The organism is Pigmentiphaga sp. NML080357 (assembly GCF_002188465.1).
In the GTDB taxonomy this organism is placed as follows: Bacteria; Pseudomonadota; Gammaproteobacteria; order Burkholderiales; family Burkholderiaceae_B; genus Pigmentiphaga.
In genome coordinates this window covers 115,903-132,243 of the sequence record NZ_NINW01000003.1, presented here as the reverse complement: position 1 = coordinate 132,243, position 16,341 = coordinate 115,903, and the positions used below count along the sequence as shown (strand labels likewise).

The following is a 16,341-nucleotide window of genomic DNA, read 5'->3' as shown; positions in this document are numbered from 1 at the left end:
CCATGCCCGCTCCGCTCCGCCGCTACTTCCCTTTCCTGAACTGGCCTCGCCCCACGGCCGCCGATCTCGCATCCGATGCCCGGGCCGGCTTCACGCTGGGCCTGATCCTGGTTCCGCAGGCCGTGGCCTATGCGATGCTGGCAGGCATGCCTCCCATCACCGGCCTGTACGCCGCCCTGGTGCCGCCGGTGATCAGTGTGCTTTGGGGATCGTGCCAACTGCTCGGCGCCGGTCCGGTGGCGCTCACCAGCATGCTGGTGGCCGGTTCGCTGGCGGGCATGGCCGCGGCGGAATCGGCACGCTGGGTGGAGCTGGCGATCTGGCTGGCGTTGATGGCGGGTGCCATCCAGATCCTGATCGGCGCGACCCGGCTCGGCATGGTGGTGAACTTCCTGCCCGGATCGGTGGTAGGCGCCTTCACCCAGGCCGCGGCGCTGCTGATCATGCTGTCGCAATTGCCCGCGATGCTGGGGCTGCACTGGAGCGCATCGCGCGCCGCCCTCGCCGCCGGCGATGCCGCCGGTCTGGTCGGCGGCGTCGACTGGACGGCCTTTGCTTTCGGCATGGGAACGCTGGTGTTCCTCTTCGCCTTGAAGAAGCACAGCAAGCGGCTGCCCACCGTGCTGGCGGCGGCGCTCGTCACCGGCGTAATCAGCTGGGCCATCGACTATGGCGCGCGCGGCGGCGCGGTCGTGGGGGCCTTGCCCGCCGGCCTGCCGGCGTTTTCCATTCCCAAGCCGTTGGACTGGGAAGACTACCGGAGCCTTCTGCCCGCGGCGGCGGTGATCGCGCTCGTGAGCTTCGTCGAAGCCCTGTCCAGCGCCAAGACCATCTCGCGCAGCACACGCCAGCGCTGGAACGAAGACCAGGAGTTCATCGGCCAGGGGTTGGCCAAGGTGGCCAGCGGCCTGAGCGGCGCATTCCCCGTCAGCGCTTCATTCTCGCGGTCGGCGCTGAACCTGTTCGTCGGCGCCCGCACCGGCTGGTCGGCGCTGTTCGCTTTCGTCTGCGTGCTGGCAAGCCTGCTGTTCCTGACGCCCGCCATCGCGCATTTGCCACGCGCGTTCCTGGCAGCGGTCATCATCGTGCCCGTCACGAACCTGATCTCGCCGCGCTTCTTCGCCAGGCTGTGGCACACGTCGCGCGCGGAAGCGTGCATTGCCGCGGCCACCGCGGTCGCCACCCTGATCGCCGCGCCGCAATTGCAGTGGGGGATACTCGCGGGTTTCATCCTGTCGCTGGGTTATTTCCTGTACCAGCGCTCGCATCCGCGCATCGTCGAAGTCGGCGTGCACGCCGACGGCACGCTGCGCGACCGCCAGCGTTTCGGCTTGCCGCCGCTGGCGCCCGACCTCCTGGCGGTGCGGATGGACGCAGCCCTGAGCTTCGTCACCGCCAACCCGCTCGAGCATTTCATTACCGAGCGCTGCCGGGCCGACCCCGGCATCCGGCGGGTGCTGATCTATGCGGGCCCCATCAACAGCATCGACGTGACCGGTGTCGACACGCTCACCTATCTCATCGGTACCCTGCGCGACCAGGGCGTAGAGGTCTATCTGGCGGGCGTGAAAAAACAGGTGGAAGACGTGCTGGAAACCGCCGGCGTCACCCGGCTCCTGCCCCCCGAGCATGTCTTCCGCACCGAGCGCGAGGCGATAGACCGGCTGGCGGCGGCCTGAGCGCGCCCGCGCGCCCGCCCGGCCGCCCGAAGGGCGCGCTCCCTCCCTCGGGGAGGATGTCGCGCAGCGACAGGAGGGTAGTCCAGTGCGCGCGCCCGCGCGGCCGCCCGAAGGGCTCAGGCTTTCAGCAATTCAGCCAGCATCCAGGCCCCGGCCGGCCCCAGCGGGCGCTGGTTGGACCACAAGACGTCCACCGGCAGCAGGCGTTCCTGTCCGGGCACGTGCAGTTCCACCAGTTCGCCCGGGGCGAAGCGGGACACCAGCCAGCGCGGCAGGCGGGCCCAGCCGAAATTCATGATCGCCATTTCCAGCAACAGCAGGTAATAGGGTGCCGACCAGGTGCGTCCCCGCGCGACGCGGCGGCCGTCTTCTTCATAGGGCGCGATGCGCAGCTCGCGCTCGCCCCGCAGGTCGGCCTCGTTCACGCATTGGCGCTTCGCCAGGGGATGCCCCTTGCCAGCCACCAGCACCATCTCCGACTGTTCGGGCAAGGTCCTGTGTTCGATGTCGGGTGGATAGCTCTCCTGGGCGCGCACCAGGCCCAGGTCGGCGCGGCCGCGCTGTACGGTGGCGACGGTGTCCCAGTCTTCCGAGATCATGCATTCGAATTCCAGCTCGGGATATTGGCGGTCGAGCGCGCCCAGGATGGTTTCGAAGCGTTCGGACTGATAGGTATCCGACAGCGCCAGCGTCAACCGGGCCTCGTGTCCCGCCGCGAACCGGCCGGCGGCCCGGCCCAGGCGCTCGGCGCTGGCGAGTACCTGGGCGGCTTCCACCAGCAGCGCCTGGCCGGCTGGCGTCAGGGTCGGCTGGCGCGTGGCCCGGTCGAACAATCGCACGCCCAGGTCGATCTCCAGGTTGGCAATGCTCTCGCTGATGCTCGATTGCCGCTTGCCCAGCTTGCGGGCGGCGGCCGAGAACGAGCCCAGCGCCGCGGCCTGCGTGAAGGCGGCGAGGGCGTCGAGGGAATAGGCCATGGCGGGGCTCCAATCAATCGGAAAATCCGATAGTTATCACATTTTATTAAACGGGTTTGTCGAAGAAAATGGCAAGCAAGAAGTGTTGAACGAGAGGTTTGACGTGGTACCCAAGAAAACCCTGGGCGAACGGCTGGCCCATGCCCTGCTCTTCGAAATCATCGCTGTGGCGCTGTGCGCGCCGGCCCTGGCATGGATCATGGGCAAGCCGCTGCTGCACATGGGCGCGCTCACGGCCGCGATTTCCCTGGTCGCCATGCTATGGAACATGGTCTACAACGCCGGCTTCGAACGCGTGGAACGGCGCCTGGGATGGGTGCGCGACACCCGCGTGCGCGTGGGCCACGCACTGGGCTTCGAGGGCGGGCTGATCGTGATCGTGGTGCCCCTGGCCGCCTGGTGGCTGGGCATCTCGCTGTGGGAGGCGCTGGTCCTGGATATCGGGCTGTTGCTGTTCTTTCTGCCTTATACCTACCTGTACAACCTCGTGTACGACCGGGCGCGGGATCATTGGGCGGGAACAAACGGACAAACCTGCTAGGGAATGTCCCGCCGGCACGCCGGTCTTAAGATTGGTTTAAGAACCGGCTGCCACCATGCGGCAGCCCAATCCATGGCCGACATTCGCGGAGGATGCCATGACACCGCATGAACGAACCCTGCTCGAGGACTTCCTGAACAAGCTCGCCGGCGTCCAGGGCGTAGACAAGGATGCCGAAGCCGACGCGCTGATCCGCCAGCAAGCCGCGCGTCAGCCGGATGCGCTGTACCTCACCATCCAGCGCGCGCTGCTGCTCGAGCATGCGCTGGCAGACGCAAAGGCCCGCATCGCGGAGCTGCAGCAGAAGATCGACGATCTCGAGGCCCGTCCGCCCGCCAAGTCTTCGGGCAGTTTCCTGGGAGGCCTGCTGGGCGGGGATGCCTGGGGCCGGTCGTCCAGGCGCGAGGAGGCGTCTTCCGGCCCGCTGATCGGCAGCAGGCTCGGCCAGCGCGCCGGCTTGCCCGTCGGCAATCCCGGAGCCCCGCAGTCCTATGCGCAGTCCCCGGCGGCGGGCGGCATGGGCAGCTTCCTGGGCAACGCCGCCGCCACCGCGGCCGGTGTGGCGGGCGGCATGTTCCTCTTCAACGGCATCGAGCATCTGCTGGGCGGCGGGGCGAACGCGGCGGCCCAGGCGGCGGGGAATGCGCCCGTGTCCGAAACGATCACCGAAAACATCACCAACAACTACGGCACCGACGCCGGCCAGGATGGGACCGGGGACCTGCAGGCGGATGCGTCGCAGGACGGCGACGGCTGGCTGGACGAGGGGGACTCCTTCGGCGACGACGATTTCGTCTGAAGCCGGCGCGGCTCGCGCGGCGAGCGCCGCCGCGCGAGCCGCCTCAGGCCTGGTCCAGCGCCCGCACGTCGGCCCGTCGCCACCACAGCAGCGCCATGCCGGGCAGGGCGATGATGGCCGTCATCAGGAAGAAGGCCGGCCAGCCGTAGGTCTCCACCATGGGAGGCGCCAGCGGCCCCGCCAGGTAGGTGCGCCCCACGGCCGACAGGGCCGACAGCAGCGCGAACTGGGTGGCCGAGAAGCGGTGGTCGCACAGGCCCATCAGCAGCGCCACGAAGGCCGCCGTACCCATGCCGCCGCACAGGTTCTCGATGCCCACGGCGGCGGCCATCAGCAGGATGCTCTTGGGGCTGATGGCGATCAGCCAGAACCCCAGGTTGGAGACGGCCTGCAGCAGCCCGAACAGCATCAGCGAACGAAACAGCCCCAGCCGCGCGAGCAGCGAGCCGCCCGCCAGCGCGCCGATGATGGTGGCTCCCAGGCCGAGTACCTTGTTGATGGTGCCGACTTCGGTCGCGGAAAAACCCGCGCCTCGTATCAGGAAGGCGGTCGACAGGCTGCCCGCGAAAGCGTCGCCCAGCTTGTACAGCACGATCAGCACCAGCAGCACGATGGCGCCGGGACGGCGGAAAAATTCCAGCAGCGGTCCGGCTACCGCTTCGGCCAGCGTGCGCGGAGCGGTTGCCGGGGTCTCCGGTTCGGGCGCCCAGAGCGTGGCGAGGATCGCCAGGCCCATCAGTGCGCCCATGAGCACGTACATGTTGCCCCAGCCCAGCCAGCTGTCGGCGATGACGAGCGCGAGCCCTCCGGACACCAGCATCGCCAGGCGGTATCCCAGTACCGACACCGCCGCGCCCGCGCCTCGTTCCTCTTTGCGCAGCACGTCGGTCCGGTAGGCGTCGAAAGCGATGTCCTGCGAGGCGGAGCAGAAGGCCACGAAGACCGCGATCAGTGCCAGCGGCAGCAGCGCCGCACTGGGCGAAAGCAGGCCCATCGCCATGATGGACAGCGCGAGCAGCAATTGCGTCACCACCATCCAGCCGCGCCGCCGGCCCAGCAGGGGCGGGGTGTAGCGGTCCATCAGCGGCGCCCACAGGAACTTGAGCGTGTAGGCGGATCCCACCAGGGTCAGGAAGCCGATGGCTTGCAGCGACACGCCGTCGACGGTGGCCCAGGCCTGCAGGGTGCCGGTGGTCAACGCCAGCGGCAGGCCGCTGGCAAAGCCGAGCGCCAGCAGCGGCGCCACGCGCCGGTTCGTGTACAGCGACGAAGCGGCGGCCGGCGCCTGCGGGCGCGCGTTCAAAATATCTTTCCGCTGCGGCCGTAGTCGAGCACGATCCAGTTCATCGCGGCGACCAGATCGCCGGCAGCCCCGGATTTGAAAGCCTCGTCCAGGCGCTTCATGTAGGAAAGCAACTGGGTCTTGGCGGTTTCGGCGAAGGCCGGGTCGATGCCCTGGTCTTCATAGAGCAGCACGTACGAGCGGGCGAAGCCGTAGATCAGGAAATACGCGGCGGCGTGTTCCGAATCGCTGGAAACCAGCGCCAGCGAGCCTTCCTTGACCTTGAGGAAACTGTCGGTACCGGGAGCCTGGGCGGCGAAACGTTGGATCAGATCGGTGAAGTTCATAACACAAGGGTAACGATAAAAGTCAGGGGAGGCGGGCAATGCCGCCATGGGCCTTGGACCATTCGGATGTGTGGAGCAGGAACCCTTCTACTTTTTCTATATCGGCGGCGGACAGGGCGGTGCCCGTTCTGGCCTGCGCGATGATGTCCTGCCAGGTGGCCAGCGCATGCATCGCAACGCCGATTTCCTCCATGGTACGCCGGCTTTCGACAAACGTATCGTAATAGAAGATGCTCAGCACGTGTTCCAGTTCGAGCCCCGAGTCACGCACCGCCTTGCAGAAGTTGCGCTTGCTCTGGCCGTCCGTGGTGAGGTCGTCCACCAGCAGCACGCGCGACCCGGGTTCGGCGGCGCCTTCGATCTGGGCGTTGCGGCCAAAACCCAGCGGTTTCTTGCGCACGATCAGCAGCGGCAGCGACAACCGGTCGGCCAGCCATGCCGCGTACGGCACCCCCGCGGTCTCGGCTCCGGCGATCGCGTCGATGTTCTGCACGCCGATGCGATTGCGCACCACCGACAGCGCCGCTTCCACCAGCACATTGCGACCCGCCACCGACGAAATCAGCCGCCGCACGTCCACGTACACGGGACTCGCCCAGCCCGACCGCAAGATGAACGGCTTGCCCGCCGTCACATGCACCGCCCCCGATTCCAGCAACAGCCGCGCCACCGTCGGCCCGATAGAACTTTCTTCCATTTTTCCGATATCCCTTCCCGTCGATTTCCCCATGCGCTCACGCGCATCCCTCTGAAATTTCCAAGGTTCCCAGCCTTCTTGCGGTCCATCCAACTTGATCGGATACCGTAAAGAACGCCCTTCTCCCGCCAGCCCATTGGTCCCCCAGGGCACAGCGGATCCGGCTCCGCCGGTCCGCCAGTGCCCCCTGGGGGGCGCGCGCAAGCGCGTAGGGGGGGTCATACTACTTTCAGCATGCTACTCAGAAGTTCCGCCGCCTGCTGGCCCTTGTAGGCCCGCTGCCAGAGGTTCTCCACCATTTTCGTATAAAGCTGGACCGCTTCCGGCGCCGAGGTGACCTGGGCGATGCCGGTCGCCACGTTGGGCAGCTCGCCGAACCGGAATGGACTCACTGCCACGAACGACGCGCTCGGACGTTCGAACACCTGGAACGTGGCGTTGGGCATGCTGTCGTCCACGATGCCGATCTGCATGTCCATGGGATGTTCGCGCAGCAGCCGGATGATGCGCTCGACCTCGCGCCGTGCGGCGAGGGAGCGCTCCATCCGCACCGACGGCGGCAGGTCGATGCGGCCCACCAGCCCGAAGTGCACGAAGCGTTCGATTTCGCGCAGTCCGATCAGGCTGATGATCGGAGGACGGCGCCGGGCGAAGGCGCGCTTGCGCTCACCCAGGATTTTCATCAGGGACTGCGTCCGTTCCGGATCGAGATCGGGGTGCGCCTCACGCAGCATCTGTTCCAGGTAGCCGCCGTACTCGTCGGATGTCAGCAGGAACGAGATGGGCTCGAAGTGCGCCATGATGCGCGTGGCGTCGGTCTCGAGCTGGCGCATGCGTTCGATGTAGGCCACGGGCGAGGTGTAGTACTCGGCCCCCACGCCCAGCAGCGAGGCCAGCGTGGTATCCAGTATGTGGGCCAGCCGCTCCAGCGTCTCGATCTTGACGATGTCGCCCTTTTCCATGCGGTATACCGCGGCGCGCGACACGCCCAGCTGCGCCGCCACTTCCTCGGCCCGCAGCGAGGCGCCCATCCGGTAGGCGCGCAGCCTTTCTCCTATGGCGTGGAAATCGACGGCGCGCGGCTTGGATGGGTTCGTGTTCATCGAAAGTCTAAAAAATGAGAATACCGGTTTGCTGGGCCATGCCTGGTGCTGCCCCTGAGCGGGGCGGCTGAATCGTTTATTGCCCAGCGTTAGTGCGGGTTTGCACTAATATTGTGCGTGCGGGGCAACATCGGGATTTACCTTATCAGCTTAGTGAAATTTTCCTTGAAAGGTAAGAAAAAGTGTCTTAGTCTAAAAAAAAAGACTTTCGGCGTAAATGGCTTCGCGCGCCCCCGTGTCACGAGCATGTCCGGCGCGCGAAGGAAAGCGTAGGCATTTTTCATCACCGGGCCGCCCCAAGATGAAAACGCCCGTCGGGGGCAGCGTCGCCGCGTAGCGGCAAGCGTGGGCATTTTTTCATCGATATACACATCTTCCTTTCGGAGATAGGAAATGGCAGACAAGTACGCCGCGAGTCCCGGGGACATTCCCGTCGGCAAGGCGAACGAGGGCGAAGACTACGCCCGCAAGGCGGTCATCGCCTCGACCGTGGGCTATGCGCTCGACGGTTTCGACCTCTTGATACTGGGCTTCATCCTGGCCGCGATCTCGTCCGACCTCGGGCTGACCAGCACCCAGGCCGGATCGCTCGTGACCTGGACGCTGGTCGGCGCCGTCGTGGGCGGCATCGTGTTCGGCTGGCTGAGCGACAAGTACGGCCGTGTCCGCGTGCTCAACTGGACCATCCTGCTGTTCGCCATCTTCACCGGCTTGTGCGCCCTGGCGCAAGGCTATTGGGACCTGCTGGCCTACCGTACCATCGCCGGCCTGGGGCTGGGCGGTGAATTCGGCATCGGCATGGCCCTGGCCGCCGAAGCGTGTCGCCCCGAGCAGCGGGCGCGCATGAGCTCGTACGTCGGCCTCGGCTGGCAGGCCGGTGTGCTGGCCGCGGCCCTGGTCACGCCCATCCTGCTGCCTATCGTCGGCTGGCGCGGCATGTTCGCCATCGGCGTGCTGCCCGCGGTCGTGGCTTTCGTCATCCGCCACTTCATCGGCGAACCCAAGATCTTCATCGAGAGCCAGAAGTCCACGGCGCCGAAGGAGAACTCCTTCAAGCTCCTGGTGGCGGACGCCAAGACGACCCGCGCCAGCCTGGGCGTGGTGATCCTGACCTCGGTGCAGAACTTCGGCTACTACGGCGTGATGATCTGGATGCCTTCGTACCTGAGCAACCAGTTCGGCTATTCGCTGACCAAGTCGGCCGGCTGGACCGCCATCACCATCATCGGCATGGCGTTCGGCATCTGGCTGTTCGGCCAACTGGCCGATCGCGTCGGCCGCCGCCCCATCTTCCTGCTCTACCAGGTCGGCGCGGTCATCTCGGTGCTCGCCTATTCGCAGCTGAGCTCGCAATACGCGCTGCTGATCGGCGGCGCCATCATGGGCATGTTCGTGAACGGCATGCTGGGCGGCTATGGCGCGTTGATCTCGGAGCTCTACCCGACCCAGGCGCGCGCCACGGCACAGAACGTGCTGTTCAACATCGGCCGGGCGGTAGGCGGATTCGGGCCGCTGGCGGTCGGGGCGGTGGCAGCGAAGTATTCGTTCAGCTATGCGATCGCGCTGCTGGCGTCGATCTACGTGCTGGACATCATCGCCACGCTGTTCCTGATCCCGGAGCGCAAGGGCGCGGCGTTGGAGTAGGTCCCCCCTACGCCCTGACGGGCGCCCCCCAGGGGGCGATGCGAGTGGACCGGCGGAGCCGGATCCACCGCATCCTGGGTCTCTGGGGAGGCACCGCGGATCGGCCTGCCCGATCCTCGGTGCCTTGATTGAGAAGTGTCGAGCGCTGGGGTGGTTTGCCCCGGGGCAGAGGAAGCAGAATGAAAGTCGTATCGTCCGAATCGCGCGTTGTCAGCTGCGCCGGACTGCCTGCGCCGGATACGCACGGCGTGGTCATCAGCAATGAGTGGGTCAACCGGGACTACAAGCATCTCGTGCTCGATGCCGGGTTGCCGGCGGCCGGGGCGAAGGCGGGGCAGTTCTTTCATCTGCTGTGTCCTTCCACCGAGCAGGATTCGCCGTTCTTTCGCCGGCCCATGAGCACGTACCGGGCCGATCCGGCCACGGGGCGGGTGGAGTTCCTGTACAAGGTCACCGGCGCGGGCACGCGCGGGCTGGCCACGCTCGAGCCCGGCGACAAGCTGCCCATGCTGGGGCCGCTGGGCGTGGGGTTCACGCTGCCGGCGGGCGCACGCAACATCGTCGTGCTGGGTCGCGGCGTCGGGCTCGCGACGCTGGCGCCCCTGGCCGAGCTGGCGGCTGCCGCGGGCGTGGGCGTGACGGCCATCCTCAGCGCGCGCGATGCGGCCAGCCTGATGTCGCAGGACCGCTTCGCGGCCATCGGCGCTACCCTCATCGAAGTTACCGACGAGGCGGGCACGAGTTCCGTCGAGAACGTCGAGCGGCTGCTGCGCGAGCTGCATGCCGCCGGCCGCGCCGATGCGTTCTATACCTGTGGTTCGTCGCGCCTGACCCTGCTGATGCAGCGGCTGGGCGCCGAATTGTCCGTGCCTGGCGAAGTGGCGATGGAGCAGCAGATGGCCTGCGGCATCGGCATGTGCTATTGCTGCGTGCGCGCCTTCCGCGAAGGCGACAAGCTGGTCAGCAAGCGCGTCTGCTGGGACGGTCCCGTGTTTCCCCTGGCGGAGGTGGCGTGATGATCGACTTGTCCGTAGACGTAGGCGGACTGCGTCTCTCCAATCCCGTGATGCCGGCCTCGGGCACGTTCGCCGACGGCCTGGCCAACACCATCGACTTCAACCGGCTGGGCGCCTTCGTCACCAAGACCATCACGCACGAGAAGCGCACCGGCAACCCGGTGCCGCGCGTGGCGGAAGTGCACAGCGGCATGCTCAATGCCATCGGCATTCCCAGCAAGGGCTCCGACTACTTCATCCGCGAGAGCATTCCGTTCTACCGGAAGTTCTCGCCGCCGCTGGTGGTCAGCATCTCGGCGCCGTCCAACGACGGCTTCGCGCGGCTGGCGGCCGAGCTGTCGCGGGTCGAGGGCGTGGCCGCCATCGAGGCCAACATCTCGTGTCCCAACATCGAGGAAGACGGCAAGGCCTTCGCGATGCATGCCCGTTCCACCGCCGCGGTGGTGAAGGCGCTGCGCGCCTCGACCTCGCTGCCGCTGTGGGTCAAGCTCACGCCCAATACCGGCGAGATCGCCAACGTGGCGCGCGCGGCGCAAGAGGAAGGCGCGGACGCCATCGTGGTCGCCAACACCATCCTGGGCATGGCGATCGACATCGACACGCGCCGGCCCAAGCTGGGCAACGTCATGGGCGGCATGTCCGGTCCCGCGATCAAGCCCATTGTCGTGCGCATGGTCTACCAATGCCATCGCGCCGTGTCGATTCCCATCATCGGCTGCGGCGGCATCTCCACCGCCGATGACGCCATCGAATACATGCTGGCCGGCGCGGCCGCCGTGCAAGTGGGTACCGCGACCTTCGTGCATCCCACCGCGATGATCGAGGTCATCGACGGCCTGGTCCAGTATTGCCGGCGCAAGGGCATGCCCAACCTGCAGGGGCTGGTGGGCGCCGTGGAAGATACCGGCTTCGTGCCTTTCGAGGCCATGGCTTGAGGGCGACATGACAGCAGCAACCACGGCGGCCGGCGGCAAGGCCATTCCCGGACGACAGGAAGCGATCGACCTGTTCGAGCGCATCCGCGCCCTCAGTTCCGATGGCGTCGGCGTCTCGCGCGAGAGCTACGGACCGACCGAGAGCGCATGCCTGGAGGCGCTGGTCGAATGGGCGCGGCAGCATGGCATCGATGCCCGGACCGATCCCGCGGCCAACGTCGTGTTCTCGCTGCCCGGTGGCGGCGAGGAGGCGCCGGTGGTGTGCGGATCGCACGTCGATTCCGTGCCCCAGGGCGGCAACTACGACGGGCTGGCGGGCGTGATCGCCGGCCTGCTGTGCCTGAAGCGGTTGAAGGACGAAGGCGTGCGGCTGCCGCATCCGCTGTGGGTGGCCGGCATGCGCGGCGAGGAAAGCGCGTGGTTCGGCAAGGCCTACATGGGTTCGAGCGCCATCCTCGGCAAGCTCAAGCCTGACGACCTTGCCTTGCGCAACAAGCGCAGCGGGCGCACGCTGGCCGAAGCCATGGCCAGCGTGGGCGCCGACGTGGATCGTATCGCCGCCGGCAAGCCCGTGCCCTGGGTGTCGGGCGTGAAAGCCTATCTGGAACTGCACATCGAGCAGGGGCCGTTAATGGTGGCCCGCAAATGGCCCACTGCCGTCGTGTCGGGCATACGCGGCAACATCCGCCACAACCTGGTGCGCTGCGTCGGCGAGCCGGGTCATTCGGGCGCCGTGCCGCGCTGGCTGCGCAGCGATGCGGTATTTGCCGTGTCCGACCTGCTGATGCGCCTGGACGAGCACTGGCGCGTGCTGCTCGAGCGCGGAAACGACCTGGTCGTGACCTCGGGCGTGATGGGCACCGATCCTGCCGAACATGCGGTATCGCGCATCCCCGGTCGCGTGGACTTCAGTTTCGAAGTCCGCAGCGAAAGCACGGAAACGCTGGAGGAGTTCTACCGCGTGATGCGCGCCGAATGCGACGCGGTGGCCCGCCAGCGCGGCGTGCGCTTCGAGTTCGACCGGCGCATCGAATCGGCGCCGGCGACCATGGATCCGAAACTGGTCCAGGTGCTGTTGGACACTTCCGCCGAACTGGGCCTGCCCGCCGAGCGCATTCCCAGCGGCGCCGGCCACGATGCCGCCTTGTTCGCCAATGCCGGGATCCCGTCGGCCATGATTTTCATCCGCAACGAGAACGGATCGCACAATCCGGCCGAAGCCATGGACATCGACGACTTCATGGCGGGCGTGGACGTGCTGTACCGTTCGCTGCCCAGGCTGGGATAGCCGGCACCGCGCCCCGCGGCGCTTCAAACCGAAACCAGCGCTTCGGCGGTGGCCGCGCGCAGCGCCTGCACGGCGGCCGTCGGCGCCGCAGCGGCGCGCGTCATCCAGTGCACTTCCCAGCGCGTGTCGCCGTGCGAGATGCCGCGCACGTCGTAGTGCGCGGAGTCCAGGTGGCGGGCTGCGAACGCTGGCAGCAAGGTCATGCCCAGGCCGCAGCGGACCATTTCGAGCGCGGTCGAATAGAGCTTGACCTCCTGCACGGCATTCAGCACCACGCCCGCCCGCGACAACTGAAGAAAGACCTCGCGCCACTGTCCGCTGACGCGGTCGGTCAGTATCACTTCGGCGTGCTGCAATGCCTCCCATTTCATCTTGCGGCCGCCGGCCGGCGCGGGCGGCGCCTTGCCGCGCGCATAGACCGCATAGAGCCGGTCGCGCAGCAGCAGTTCGGTGCGCAGCACCGTAGCCACGGCCGGACTGGTGCCGGGCGAGCCGATGGCAACGTCCACCTCGTCGGCGGCCAGCCGCTGCGAAGCCTGTTCGACCGGTACGTCCAGCACCTCAACCGCGACCAGCGGATGCCGCGCGCGGAACAGCGCCAGCGCCCGTGGGAAAAAAGTGGCCGCAGTCAGCGGCCCCACGGCCACCCGGATGCGCCCGCCCTGCAGTTGGCCGCCGCTGCGCAGGCCGGCAAGGGTACGGTGGATATCGGCCAGCACGCGATTGGCCGTCTCGCACAAGGTCTTGCCCGCGGCGGTCAGGCGTATCGTGCGGCCGCGTTCCACCAGCACTTCAGCGGCGCGGCGCGGTCGCCGACCAGGGGCGCGGGGCCGATGAGGCACAGGCGCTCGCGATAGAGCACCGTCGCGGGCGCGTATTTTTCGTGGGCGGCGTGGACCTGCATCGCGATGTCCAGCTGCGAGGCGCGCAGCCGCTGCCGCAGCTCGTCGGAGTAGCCGACGACGATTTCCGGCGTGACTGCGGGAAGCTCCCGCTTGATGGCCAGGTACAGCGGCGCCGCGACGATGGGCGCCACGGATTTGAGGATGCCGATGGCGACCGGGCCTTGGGCATGGCCCGCCTTTTCGCGCACCGCCGCGCGGGCCGACTCCATCTGCTTCACGATGGCCGCGGCCCGCGCGTAGAGTTCCGTGCCGGCCTCGGTGACCGCGATGCCGCCGGGGCCGCGCACGAACAGTTGCACGCCCAGCTCTTCTTCCAGATCGGCCAGGCGCTGGCTCAGCGCCGGCTGGGCCACGTGCAGCCGGCGCGAAGCCTCGGACAGGCTGCCGCCTTCGACCATGGCCATGAAATAGCGCAGGTGGCGGATGTCCATGCGCGCCGCTCGCCGCCGTTCAGTCCAGCTTCCAGTCGTAGTCCACCGTCAGCGGCGCGTGGTCCGAGAACCGTTCCTCCTTGTAGATGGCCGCCGCCTTGGCCTTGCCGGCGATGCCCGGCGTGGCGATCTGGTAGTCGATGCGCCACCCCACGTTCTTGGCCCAGGCCTGGCCCCGGTTGCTCCACCAGGTGTAGGCCTCTCCGGTCGTCTCCGGGTGCAGCCGGCGGTAGACGTCCACCCAGCCGATCTCGTCGAACACCTTGCTCAGCCAGGCGCGTTCCTCGGGCAGGAAGCCGCTGTTCTTCTGGTTGCTCTTCCAGTTCTTCAGATCGATTTCCTTGTGCGCGATGTTCCAGTCGCCGCAGATCACGAACTCGCGTCCGGTGCGGCGATGTTCGTCCATCAGGCCTGTGAGCCAGGGCGCGAAACGATCGAGGAAGCGGTACTTGGCCTGCTGGCGCTCGTCGCCGCTGCTCCCCGAGGGCAGGTAGGCGCTGACCACGGTCAGGCCGGGCCAGTCGATGCGCAGGATGCGGCCCTCGGCGTCGAATTCTTCCTTGTCGAATCCCCAGATGACCGATTCGCAGGCGCGTTTCACGTAGGCGCCGACGCCGCTGTACCCCTTTTTCTCCGCGGGGAAGAAGTGGCCTTCATAACCGGGCGGGTGGCGCATCTCGTCGGTAATGTCGGCGTCCTGGGCCTTGAGTTCCTGCAGGCAGACGACGTCTGCGCCGGTCGTGGCCAGCCAGGGATAGAAGCCCTTGCGGGCGGCCGAACGGATGCCGTTCAGGTTGATGGATACGATACGCAGCAAAATCGGCTCCTGGAAGACGGAATGACTGGCCGAATTCTACGCGGTGCGTCTGGCGGGCGCCGCAAGGGCCTATTCGTCGTCCGGGCCGCCTTCCTCGTCGCGGCAGGCGCGGCGCAGCTTGTGGAGGGTCTTGTAGAGCACGCGGCGCTCTTCATCGTTCAATACGCGGATCATGGCTGCCTGCGCCCGCTGCGCCACGGGCATGGCGCGCGTATAGAGCGCCTGGCCTTCCTGCGACAGGCGGCAGGTCAGGCCTCGCCGGGGCGAGCCATCCACCGGCTCCAGGATCACCAGCCCGCGTGTCTCGAGCAGCCGCAGGGCGCGGCTCACCAGCGACTTGTCGGTTTCCGAACGCTTGACCAGTTCGGAAAAAGGCAGCGATTGCGCCTCGGCCACCACCGACAGCATGCGCCATTCGGCCATGGTCAATCCGAACTGGTCGGAGTAGGGCAGCGTCACGACGCGCCGCAGGGAATTGCCGGTACGCACGACGAGGGTGGTGATGAAATCGTCCACGGACAGTCCGGTGCCCTGCTCGTCGAGATCCACCCAGGGGCAATCGTCGGCGGACGCCGGGTTGAAAGAGGCCTTCTTCTTCAGGGGCATGGTGAGCTTCGGCGAGAGTGATTCCGGGACGCGGGACGAAGGATTATTCCATAGTGCCCGAATCGTTATGCATGAAGGAATATTTCGAAAATCCTGGAAAACTCGACCTCGGTTTGTCAATCGGTACAATCTGATTGTTGATGCATCAACAATAAAAGAGGAAGATCGCGTTTCCATGGTGAATAGATGTTTCACCTGTGGGATGGTTTTGCCGGAACCGTATCAAGCCCTCGCCCCGCGGGAACGTCGCCCGGGCGAGTGGTCGTCCTCTTGGGAGCCAGTGATGAAATTCAATCGCCGCCAGATCCTTGCCGTCGCCACGGCGCTGACTTGTTGTGCCGGGGTGGGCGTGGCGCATGCCGCGGCCAACTACCCCTCCAAGCCGATCACCGTCGTCGTGTCGTATCCGCCGGGCGGCGACACCGACGCCATCGCCCGCCTGTTCGCCGAAAAGCTGGGCGAGCGCCTGAAGCAGTCGGTCATCGTCGAGAACAAGGGCGGCGCGGGAGGCACCGTGGGCAACGGCTACGTGGGCCGCGCCGCGCCCGACGGCTATACCCTGTTGTTCACTCCCAATCCCTTCACCACGGCGCCCATGGTGCTGGGCCTGTCGCCCGCCCAGAGCTACGACGTGCTGAACGGTTTCGAACCCATCAACCAGACCGCCGTGCAACCGCTGGTGCTCGTGGCCAACCCCAGGACCGGCTTCAAGAGCGTGAAGGACATGATCGACGCCGCGAGGTCCGGCAGGACGGTGTCCTACGCCAGCCCGGGCGCGGGCTCGCCCATGCACGTGATCGCCGAATGGCTGAACCGCGAGGCCAAGGTCTCCATCCAGCACGTGCCCTATCGCGGCGTGGGCCCGTCGGTGACCGACGTGGTCGCCGGCCACGTCGACACCGCGTGGGTCACGCTGGGACCCGTGACGCAGTACTTCGCCGCCGGCCGCCTGGTCCCGCTGGCCATCGGCGACGCCAAGCGCTCGCCGCTCGCGCCCGGCATCCCGACGCTGGTCGAGTCCGGCTACAAGGACATCGTGGTCGGGGCGTGGAACGGCTTCTTCGCGCCCAAGGGCACGCCCGCCGACGTCGTCAAGCTGCTGAACGGCCACCTGAACGAGATTCTGAAGCAGCAGGACGTGATCCAGAAGCTGGCCACCTACGGCGCGTTCCCGCACGGCGGCGAACCGGCCGAACTGGGCCGCACCAACGCGCGCGAATACGAGGTGGTCGGCGGCATCATCAAGTCCCTGGGCATCAAGGCGCAGTAAGCCG

The 16,341-nt window shown here is 66.9% G+C and carries 17 protein-coding genes; 8 read left to right on the top strand and 9 right to left on the bottom strand.

The genetic code is table 11. The annotated features are described in order from the left end of the window. Positions 1–2 precede the first annotated feature (2 nt). Positions 3–1,679, top strand: a complete 1,677-nt coding sequence (locus CDO44_RS00810) for a SulP family inorganic anion transporter (RefSeq protein WP_087778231.1) — start codon at positions 3–5, stop codon at positions 1,677–1,679. Between the two features lie 116 nt (positions 1,680–1,795). Here CDO44_RS00810 and CDO44_RS00805 read toward each other — a convergent pair whose 3' ends face one another. Then, positions 1,796–2,656 (bottom strand): LysR family transcriptional regulator, encoded by an 861-nt coding sequence (locus tag CDO44_RS00805; RefSeq protein ID WP_087778230.1) that lies wholly within the window; start codon positions 2,654–2,656, stop codon positions 1,796–1,798. Between the two features lie 103 nt (positions 2,657–2,759). Between CDO44_RS00805 and CDO44_RS00800 the strand changes: the two genes are divergently transcribed. Continuing rightward, positions 2,760–3,197 (top strand): multidrug/biocide efflux PACE transporter, encoded by a 438-nt coding sequence (locus tag CDO44_RS00800; protein ID WP_233145981.1) that lies wholly within the window; start codon positions 2,760–2,762, stop codon positions 3,195–3,197. A 97-nt stretch (positions 3,198–3,294) separates the two neighbouring features. Further along, positions 3,295–3,996, top strand: a complete 702-nt coding sequence (locus CDO44_RS00795) for a DUF2076 domain-containing protein (RefSeq protein WP_158213180.1) — start codon at positions 3,295–3,297, stop codon at positions 3,994–3,996. 43 nt (positions 3,997–4,039) lie between these two features. Here CDO44_RS00795 and CDO44_RS00790 read toward each other — a convergent pair whose 3' ends face one another. The 4 genes from CDO44_RS00790 to CDO44_RS00775 all read right to left on the bottom strand — a co-directional run bounded on the left by CDO44_RS00790 (position 4,040) and on the right by CDO44_RS00775 (position 7,425). Beyond that, positions 4,040–5,299 carry a muropeptide transporter gene (locus CDO44_RS00790; protein WP_198951262.1) on the bottom strand — a complete coding sequence of 420 codons (1,260 nt, stop codon included), beginning with the start codon at positions 5,297–5,299 and terminating at the stop codon, positions 4,040–4,042. Beyond that, entirely contained in the window at positions 5,296–5,625 is a 330-nt protein-coding gene (locus CDO44_RS00785) for a hypothetical protein (RefSeq protein WP_087778227.1), read from the bottom strand. Before CDO44_RS00785 ends, CDO44_RS00790 begins: the two co-directional genes overlap by 4 nt. Positions 5,626–5,647: 22 nt before the next feature. Then, entirely contained in the window at positions 5,648–6,322 is a 675-nt protein-coding gene (locus CDO44_RS00780) for an orotate phosphoribosyltransferase (protein WP_087778226.1), read from the bottom strand. Positions 6,323–6,540: 218 nt separating this feature from the next. Beyond that, positions 6,541–7,425: a helix-turn-helix domain-containing protein gene (locus tag CDO44_RS00775; protein WP_087778225.1), complete on the bottom strand. Its 885-nt coding sequence runs from the start codon at positions 7,423–7,425 to the stop codon at positions 6,541–6,543. Between the two features lie 393 nt (positions 7,426–7,818). Between CDO44_RS00775 and CDO44_RS00770 the strand changes: the two genes are divergently transcribed. The 4 genes from CDO44_RS00770 to CDO44_RS00755 all read left to right on the top strand — a co-directional run bounded on the left by CDO44_RS00770 (position 7,819) and on the right by CDO44_RS00755 (position 12,308). Beyond that, positions 7,819–9,069 (top strand): MFS transporter, encoded by a 1,251-nt coding sequence (locus CDO44_RS00770; RefSeq protein WP_087778224.1) that lies wholly within the window; start codon positions 7,819–7,821, stop codon positions 9,067–9,069. A gap of 179 nt (positions 9,070–9,248) precedes the next feature. Further along, on the top strand, positions 9,249–10,085 hold the full coding sequence (locus CDO44_RS00765) for a dihydroorotate dehydrogenase electron transfer subunit (RefSeq protein ID WP_087778223.1): 837 nt from the start codon (positions 9,249–9,251) through the stop codon (positions 10,083–10,085). Continuing rightward, complete coding sequence (locus CDO44_RS00760) at positions 10,085–11,020, top strand: dihydroorotate dehydrogenase (RefSeq protein ID WP_087778222.1); 936 nt, start codon at positions 10,085–10,087, stop codon at positions 11,018–11,020. Before CDO44_RS00765 ends, CDO44_RS00760 begins: the two co-directional genes overlap by 1 nt. A 7-nt stretch (positions 11,021–11,027) precedes the next feature. Continuing rightward, positions 11,028–12,308, top strand: coding sequence for a hydantoinase/carbamoylase family amidase (locus CDO44_RS00755; protein ID WP_087778221.1), 1,281 nt, complete (start codon positions 11,028–11,030; stop codon positions 12,306–12,308). A 23-nt stretch (positions 12,309–12,331) separates the two neighbouring features. Here the strand turns inward: CDO44_RS00755 and CDO44_RS00750 are convergent, their stop codons facing one another. The 4 genes from CDO44_RS00750 to CDO44_RS00730 all read right to left on the bottom strand — a co-directional run bounded on the left by CDO44_RS00750 (position 12,332) and on the right by CDO44_RS00730 (position 15,067). Further along, positions 12,332–13,093 carry a LysR substrate-binding domain-containing protein gene (locus tag CDO44_RS00750; RefSeq protein WP_158213179.1) on the bottom strand — a complete coding sequence of 254 codons (762 nt, stop codon included), beginning with the start codon at positions 13,091–13,093 and terminating at the stop codon, positions 12,332–12,334. Beyond that, positions 13,066–13,644 (bottom strand): LysR family transcriptional regulator, encoded by a 579-nt coding sequence (locus CDO44_RS27325; RefSeq protein WP_144389443.1) that lies wholly within the window; start codon positions 13,642–13,644, stop codon positions 13,066–13,068. The genes CDO44_RS00750 and CDO44_RS27325 overlap by 28 nt, the downstream gene beginning before the upstream one ends. Positions 13,645–13,663: 19 nt before the next feature. Further along, on the bottom strand, positions 13,664–14,461 hold the full coding sequence (locus CDO44_RS00735) for an exodeoxyribonuclease III (protein ID WP_087778219.1): 798 nt from the start codon (positions 14,459–14,461) through the stop codon (positions 13,664–13,666). A 69-nt stretch (positions 14,462–14,530) separates the two neighbouring features. Beyond that, positions 14,531–15,067 (bottom strand): MarR family winged helix-turn-helix transcriptional regulator, encoded by a 537-nt coding sequence (locus CDO44_RS00730; protein WP_087778218.1) that lies wholly within the window; start codon positions 15,065–15,067, stop codon positions 14,531–14,533. A gap of 283 nt (positions 15,068–15,350) precedes the next feature. Here CDO44_RS00730 and CDO44_RS00725 point away from each other — a divergent pair, with 283 nt between their 5' ends. Further along, positions 15,351–16,337: a tripartite tricarboxylate transporter substrate binding protein gene (locus CDO44_RS00725; RefSeq protein ID WP_087778217.1), complete on the top strand. Its 987-nt coding sequence runs from the start codon at positions 15,351–15,353 to the stop codon at positions 16,335–16,337. Positions 16,338–16,341: the final 4 nt, after the last annotated feature.

Bases quoted from the DNA above. Each gene is read 5' to 3' on its own strand.
- CDO44_RS00755 (WP_087778221.1), top strand. From the start codon at position 11,028: ATGACAGCAGCAACCACGGCGGCCGGCGGCAAGGCCATTCCCGGACGA.
- CDO44_RS00780 (WP_087778226.1), bottom strand. From the start codon at position 6,322: ATGGAAGAAAGTTCTATCGGGCCGACGGTGGCGCGGCTGTTGCTGGAA.
- CDO44_RS00765 (WP_087778223.1), top strand. From the start codon at position 9,249: ATGAAAGTCGTATCGTCCGAATCGCGCGTTGTCAGCTGCGCCGGACTG.
- CDO44_RS00805 (WP_087778230.1), bottom strand. From the start codon at position 2,656: ATGGCCTATTCCCTCGACGCCCTCGCCGCCTTCACGCAGGCCGCGGCG.
- CDO44_RS27325 (WP_144389443.1), bottom strand. From the start codon at position 13,644: ATGGACATCCGCCACCTGCGCTATTTCATGGCCATGGTCGAAGGCGGC.
- CDO44_RS00725 (WP_087778217.1), top strand. From the start codon at position 15,351: ATGAAATTCAATCGCCGCCAGATCCTTGCCGTCGCCACGGCGCTGACT.
- CDO44_RS00730 (WP_087778218.1), bottom strand. From the start codon at position 15,067: ATGCCCCTGAAGAAGAAGGCCTCTTTCAACCCGGCGTCCGCCGACGAT.
- CDO44_RS00795 (WP_158213180.1), top strand. From the start codon at position 3,295: ATGACACCGCATGAACGAACCCTGCTCGAGGACTTCCTGAACAAGCTC.
- CDO44_RS00770 (WP_087778224.1), top strand. From the start codon at position 7,819: ATGGCAGACAAGTACGCCGCGAGTCCCGGGGACATTCCCGTCGGCAAG.
- CDO44_RS00810 (WP_087778231.1), top strand. From the start codon at position 3: ATGCCCGCTCCGCTCCGCCGCTACTTCCCTTTCCTGAACTGGCCTCGC.
- CDO44_RS00775 (WP_087778225.1), bottom strand. From the start codon at position 7,425: ATGAACACGAACCCATCCAAGCCGCGCGCCGTCGATTTCCACGCCATA.
- CDO44_RS00785 (WP_087778227.1), bottom strand. From the start codon at position 5,625: ATGAACTTCACCGATCTGATCCAACGTTTCGCCGCCCAGGCTCCCGGT.
- CDO44_RS00760 (WP_087778222.1), top strand. From the start codon at position 10,085: ATGATCGACTTGTCCGTAGACGTAGGCGGACTGCGTCTCTCCAATCCC.